Below are 7131 nucleotides of genomic sequence, written 5' to 3' on the forward strand. Positions count from 1 at the left end.
TGCTTAACCGCTTTAGGGGCAAAAATTGACTCGTGCAAGAGATTTATTGAATAAACCGTTCAAGCACATAGTTGATCACAAATGGTTGCATTGAGAACAGTTCACCATTCTTGTCAACCAGCGATCGCCGCATCAGTGAATAAATTGCTTCTGGTAGCTCTCGTTTGCAGGCTTGGTTGGCAAGATCCTCGCCTAATTCTGCAACAGAAACAGGTTCAGGGCGAGTGGCTAGCCAACACATTGTTGCCTGCTCAGTGTTTGAGAGTCGGTTGAACTGGCGCTCTAGCAAATTCCGAATATCATCAAAGATTAATCCGCCTTGTACCCATTTCAAAACCTTTGCAATGCTGCCATTAAACAATTCTTGCGTTGCGATCGCGACGAGCTTGAGTGCTAATGGGTTTCCAGCATAATGTTCGATTAAGGCATTCCATTCTGCCTCAGTGCCCGTGAATTCGCCATAATGTCGGAACAATTTGCGTCCCTCAGCACCATTCAATCCTGTTAAGCGCAACTCTCGTACCTGAGATTGATTTCCTGACAGCAACGCAAGCTCTCTCGGCTTTTCTTGACTTGTCAGCAGAATGCAACTTTGGTGTGGAACTTCAGCCAATGTCCGCAACAAATGTCGGTAGTCTTCACAGCCTGAGCGATCGCGCCCGACTTGACCAGCATTGCTCAAAACGGACTCAATATTGTCAAGAATAAGCAGACATCGAGACTGTTGTAAGCATTCAATAAGCTGAGACATTTTGCTATCTAGACTGGTCGCAAGTACAAGATTGCAGCACTGTAACTGCCGCAAAGATTGTAGGATATCCTCAACAAACGCTTCTAAAGAAGGCATCGATTGCAGCGATCGCCAGATCACATTCTCAAACTGATTCTGAATTTGCCGCGCCGTTTTCACCGCTAAAGTACTTTTCCCAATTCCACTCATTCCGAACAAGGAAATGAAGCGACAGCGCTCTACACAAATCCATTCATGCAACTGTTTCAGTTCTGTTTCTCGTCCATAAAACATTGACACATCGATCGCGGTTCCCCAATCCTGCTGCGATTGAGGTCGTTCAATTTCCTCTGCTGATGCCATTGGTCGAACGCAATCTTCTGGAGCAAGCTGTAAGCCAAAGCTCCGCATGAAGTATTCGATCGACAGCTTATCAACCGCTTTTTCACGTTTAAGAATGCGAGCAACTGTGTGGATCGATAAACCAGCGCGATCGCTCAATTGTTCTTGAGTAAAGCGCCGTCCCCAGTTGTGTTCTGTTTCTGATTCCTGCATCGCTTGTTGTAGTTTGTACCAGCCTTGAGGGGTGAGAATCACTCCGCGCTCAGCTCGCTTGGTAGAAGATATTGAAGGCATAGATGCACCTTGATGAGAATTCAATAGGCTGCGTGATTGCAGCTCAAACTTTGACTTTTTCCTGGATGAATCTATGGGTGTTCGCCGCTAGAGACCGAGAATTCTGCGTATGTTTACAAAAGTATAAGAATTTTAGTCGTCTGCCGCGTTGCGCTCTTTGGAAAGCCCCCTAAATCCCCCATGAATGGGGGACTTTGAGGATTGTGGGTGGGGGCGATCGAGTGTTTGACAGGTTGCGGTGATGGGTGGCTGCTTGCGGGTCGAAAGTTCCATTTATGGAGGATCTAGCAAACTTTGAGGAAATCGCAGCCATTGCATCGAACTCACGTTGGCAGAATGCCTGGAGCGATGGCAGATGGCGATCGAAATTTTTTATAGCCAATTGCCGATCAAAGCATAGTTACCCCAAATATGAGGCGTAGTATATCCGCTTTGAATGAGCGCAAGTTGAGCTTGACGAACTGCTTCCGCCTTGGTGATTCCGGGTTGAGACAGCGCTTGGTAAAATTGCGCCATAAATTCAGTATTTGGGATATCTTGGGCGATCCATAGTGTTGATAAAACGCTGCGGGTTCCGGTTCTGGCAGCAAGTCCTGCTAATCCCAAAACAGCACGATTATCGCCACTTGCGGTTTCACAAGCGCTTAACACTAATAGCTCTAAAGGACGAACGCCGCTGCGACTGCTGACCTGAATTAAATCGCTTAATGTGTTTGCGGTGATGCGTTCTTGATAGGCAACTACGTAAGTTTCTGCCGGATCAGAACTGAAGGTTCCATGCGTCTTCCAGTGAATGGCTGAGAACTCGCGAGTTTGTAATTGTTGATGAATGTTTTCGATCGTAAAAGCCTGGTTAATTAAAGGAGTCCCGATCGCCACCGATCGCGCAATTCGATCGATCTCTTCTTGCAGCTTCAAAATTGGCGGATATTCCGTTTCATCGATCGTTTGCTCAATGCCAACGCCGCCAATACTGACCCTCAGCGCTTCAGGAGAGGGACTAGGCGTGAACACTTCTAAACGCGGGGCGATCGCGACGGCATAGCTTTCGATTAGGTATCGATCGCCATCGTGAAGAATGGACATCGGCACATTTCGCAACGCACCATCTAACACAAATACCAGCGTTTCAACAGAGGTTTGCGTCAGTTCTGCCTCTAGCGGTTTGATAATCCAGCTATATAGCGTTTTTGCGCCTGCTAATACTTCGGGTGTGCGACTGGGAATTTCTAAATTTTCTCGCAGCGATCGAATCGTTTGTTCAGTCGATCGCGCCTCAATTGAAGTTTCAGCGTAAATTAATTGATTCGGTTGATTGGGAAATTGAGCGATGATTGCAATGCGGTCGTCGCTGTCATTTTGCAGCAGAATCGGGTAAATAATTGCAGCTTTGTTATCTTGAATTTCGCTGACTTGTTCAAGATTCGCTAACGTGCAGCCTAGATAGTTTTCTAATTCCGCAAGCTGTAATCCATCGACGGTTTGAATTGCTTGCTGAAGCTGGGTTTGACTAGGTGACTGCCCTGAATTGTCACTGAGTAACAGTGCAATAAATTCACGATACACAGGTTCAACATTATCGCGAAACGAGAACTGCACATCCGGATTGACGCTGAGTAGATCGGCACGAATCGATCGCAACGTCGCGATCGCAGCTTGATAGGAAGCGATCGCATCCTCGCGCTGATTTTCCTTTTGCGCTAAACGTCCCAGTTGCCACTCCCAGCGATAGCGAATTTCGGGAGCCTGAATGGTTTCCATTTTCAGCAACGCCTGCTCGGTGAGTGTTTGAGCATCTGTCCACTGTCCAGTCTTTTCGTATAGGCTGCCGAGTTGCCCTAGCGCATAAGATTCTGCCCGCAGATCGTTCAATGTTTTTGCTTGTTGAATTGCGGTTGCAAGAAGTTGAGCAATGCCTAAATCTGAATCATGACTCTGGGTCAGTTTCATCCAGCTTTCAGTGAAATGAATGGCCGTATAAATTGCGGTTCGACCTGTCGGTAGTTGCTGAATGTTTTGTTCGAGAATGGGCAGTTGACGCAGTGCAGTTTCGGTCTGCTGCATGGCAATCAGAAGGCTGAAGCGATTAAGCTGTGCGGGTAATGAACCGTCTAAATCATGCGCTTGCTGATAGTAATTGAGTGCTGCTTGCAGATGTTCGGCGGCAGGTCGTCCGATCGCCAACAGTCGATCGCCTGTTGCCCATTCGGTATTGCCTAACTCCAGCGAAATCAAGCTGCGGTTGGCTGGATTGGTTGCGATCGCTAAGCTTTCTTTAAGTCGATCGCGGGAGCCATCGAGATCGCCAATCTGCCGCAGAACACTTCCCAAATTCCGTAAAACAATGGCTTTTAATTCATTCGGTTGCTGTTGAATTTGCTGGTAAATTTGCTGTAATAAATCGGCTGACTGACGAGTGAATCCTAATGCTTGTAAAGCTCTGGCCTGATTGATTTGGGCGATCGCGATGCCCTCTTGATTTCCAGCTTGAGCATAGGCCTGAGCCGCAGTTTGCCAAGCGGTGAGCGCGGCTTCTAACTGATTTTGCAGCCAGTAAAGTTTGCCTTGCGTATTCAAAGCTTTGGCGTAGATTTCAGCTTGGTCTGAAGTTGGAGTTGCTTCAGATAAAAGCTTCAAGCTGGCCTCGATCGATGTTTGTGCAAGTTCTAGCTGGCCGAGTTGCTGATAGGCGAGCGATAAGTTGCTGAGCGTGAGTGCTTGACCCAGCGGATTTTGTTCGGCAATGAAATTTTGATTGGCCTGCTGCCAAAGCGCGATCGCTTCAGAAAACTGTTCGCGATCGTAAAGCGTAATGCCTTGCTGAAGTAATGACTGAGCCGAATTCGATCGAACAGTTGTTGCAGTCACGGGCGTAAAATTGGCGATCGCAGGCGCACCGATCGCAAGCATCAAACTCAGCAGAAAAATCAGGATCGATCGCAGCATCATTGCCTTCTCCTTATCGTCCACAGTGACTTGGCAGCGTGGCGGCGACGAGCATGACTTCGCCGCGATCGTTCACCTGCCAGCCCTGTGCTTCGACAATTTCAGCGGTTGGATCAGCGGATGCGCTCCAGGATGCGGGCGGCTGCAAGTCTTCAAGAATGTCGCTGCTGGCGATCGGGTCAGTCGGGGATGGAGCAATGCCGCCGCGTCCGGTTGCGTAGAACTCGCCTCGGCTGGCTTGGGCGGTGGCGGTGGGCGAGCAGCCGATCACAATCTGGTCTGAGGCATCCACGACATCGGCAGGCAGTTCAGTTAAGCCTTGAGTTGGATCGACATCGGGCGTGTTGAAGGTGACTGTGCCCTGTGTGCCGAACTGGGAGCTAGCGGTGATGTCGCTTTGAGACGTTAAGCCAGGACGAAATTCAAGCCCAAAGATTGCTTGTGCGGTAATGTCCACGCTGCCGCCGCTTCCGGTGAACGCATTAGCAGTAATGTCGCTATTTTCTGAGGGAACCGCGACGATGAAATCGCCGTTAAAGGTGATGTTGCCGCCATCGCCGCCTGCTTGATCCGTTCCCGCTGTGGTGGAGATGAAGCTACCGCGCCGCAACAGCAAGAAATTGGGCACTTGCAGGATGATGTTGCCGCCCTGCCCCGATGTTGTTCGTGCCTGAATCGATCCCTGATTGTCGAGACGAAGTTGACGAGCCGTTACCTCTAAGTCGCCTGCCGCTCCTTGACCTTCAGAAGAGGCGGATAATTGCGCTCCATTCGTGATGGAGAATCGATCGGTATTCACTGCGATCGTTCCTCCCTGACCAATGCCTCCAGATACCACCGTGCTAACAGCACCGCTGCCAAATCCATCGCTGTCCACCCCATCGAAGGACACCGCATCGCTTGCCGTAATCGTGACATTTCCGGCATTGCCTCGTCCAGATGTGCTAGCACTTACTACCCCCCCGTTGGTGACAGAAAGCGTGCCGGTAGTGATGCTGATGTTGCCCCCCTGACCAACACCTCCAACTCCCACTAAGCTAAGAACACCGCTGGGAAATCCATTGCTGCCTACCCCATCAAAGGACACGGCATCTCTCGCCATAATCGTGATATTTCCGGCATTGCCTCGTCCATACGTGGCAGCATTCACTGTCCCGCCGTTGGTGAGGGAAAGCGTGCCTGTGGTGATGCTGACGTTGCCGCCCTGTCCAACACCTCCAAACACCCCGCTAAAAGCACCGCTGGGAAATCTATAATCAACGCCGGAATCATCGCTGGGAAGTACCTTGCTGCCCATGCCATCGAAGGATATCGCATCGCTTGCCGTAATCGTGACATTTCCGGCATTGCCTTGTCCAGACGTGCCAGTACTCACTTGCGCCCCGTTGGTGAGGGAGAGCGTGCCTGTGGTGATGCTGATGTTGCCGCCTTGACCAATGCCGCCAGGTGCCACAAAGCTAGAAGCACCGCTGCCAAATCCATTGCTAGCCACCCCACCGAAGGACACCGCATCGCTTGCCGTAATCGTGACATTTCCGGCATCGCCTTGTCCAAACGTGGCAGCATTCACTGTCCCGCCGTTGGTGAGAGAAAGCGTACCTGTGGTGATGTTGATATTCCCAGCATTGCCTGTGCCGCCTGGTGCAACTTGATTGGCGATCACTGCTCCATCAAGATTAATGGCTTCTGTGGCGTTGATATCAATGTCTCCTGCTTGAGCATCGACAGTCCCTAACCCTGCGCCTACCCCTGTTTCGGCTCCAGTGCCCGTGAAGTTGCGAGCGGTGATTGCAATGCTACCACCGCCACTAGAACGAACATCCACGATCGCATCATTGCCGATCGCCACATCCGCCCTCGCCAATCCATCTGGGACACTCAACCGCCATTCCTGCCCCTGCTGCCTCAATCCCACCTCGCCTGGAGATGCCACCCCTGCCAATTCCACCCGTCCTCCGGGTGCGAGTAACTGCCCACCTTCCACATTGACCGCCCCACCAAGCAACGTTAAAGTTTGACCATCGGGAACCTGTAAAGTGGCTCCTTGAGAGATAATTGGCTGCGGATTAAGCTGGTTAAACAGTAGAGCGTTGGGATTGACGTTGAGCAGTGGCGTGGGTGCTGTGGGATTGGTGGCGCTAAACAGATCACCATTGGGAAAGGCGATCGCATCTGCGGTGGATGAGACAAATGCACCGCCCACATCTAGACGCGCATTTGCACCAAAAATGATGCCGTTGGGATTGAGCAGAAATAGATTTGCTGTGCCGTTCGATCGCAGCAGTCCGTCAATATTCGAGACAGAATCGCCCGTCACTCTGGTCAGAATGTTTTCAATTTGCGGCGCGTTATTGAATGAAGCTGAGCCACCAGTGGGAACTGAAAATTCGCGAAAGCTGTGAAACAAATTGCTGCCTCGCGTTGCGCCGCCATCGATTTGAATGTTGGAATCACCAGATACTTGCGATCGCTCTCCGACAGGCAACGTTTGATCCGGTACGACTTGAGCCATGCAAGGGCTGCTAAGTACGATACTTCCAGCACACCCCAGCATGACTGTAGCGATCTGACCCCGCACCCATTGAGTTTTCACAAGATGCCCTCCAAATGCAGTAGGTCAAATGCAATCAAGTTTGTTCAACGATCGTTCAGTTCAACCAAAAAGCATGGTGAAACTCTATCATTTTTTCCTACGATCGCAAGATATACAGCAATCCTAAATAGGAGATGAACAGTAGCCGTACATAAATGCTTTGGCAAAAGCAAAGGTTTGACAATGTGTGACTAATTGAAACAGAAACTTGACCGACCCAAATCTT

The 7131-nt window shown here is 50.2% G+C and carries 3 protein-coding genes; all 3 read right to left on the reverse strand.

Going from position 1 to position 7131, the window contains the following annotated elements; all coding sequences use genetic code 11:
* Positions 1 to 43: 43 nt before the first annotated feature.
* The 3 genes from H6F67_RS21710 to H6F67_RS21720 all read right to left on the reverse strand — a co-directional run bounded on the left by H6F67_RS21710 (position 44) and on the right by H6F67_RS21720 (position 6824).
* Complete coding sequence (locus H6F67_RS21710) at positions 44 to 1366, reverse strand: NB-ARC domain-containing protein (RefSeq protein WP_190768735.1); 1323 nt, start codon at positions 1364 to 1366, stop codon at positions 44 to 46.
* Positions 1367 to 1738: 372 nt separating this feature from the next.
* Positions 1739 to 4315: a CHAT domain-containing protein gene (locus H6F67_RS21715; RefSeq protein WP_190768736.1), complete on the reverse strand. Its 2577-nt coding sequence runs from the start codon at positions 4313 to 4315 to the stop codon at positions 1739 to 1741.
* A gap of 10 nt (positions 4316 to 4325) precedes the next feature.
* The gene (locus H6F67_RS21720; RefSeq protein ID WP_190768737.1) at positions 4326 to 6824 is read right to left on the reverse strand and encodes a filamentous hemagglutinin N-terminal domain-containing protein; all 2499 of its coding nucleotides are present in this window, start codon (positions 6822 to 6824) and stop codon (positions 4326 to 4328) included.
* Positions 6825 to 7131: the final 307 nt, after the last annotated feature.

The organism is Microcoleus sp. FACHB-1515, assembly GCF_014696105.1.
Taxonomy (GTDB): Bacteria; Cyanobacteriota; Cyanobacteriia; order Elainellales; family Elainellaceae; genus JAAUTJ01.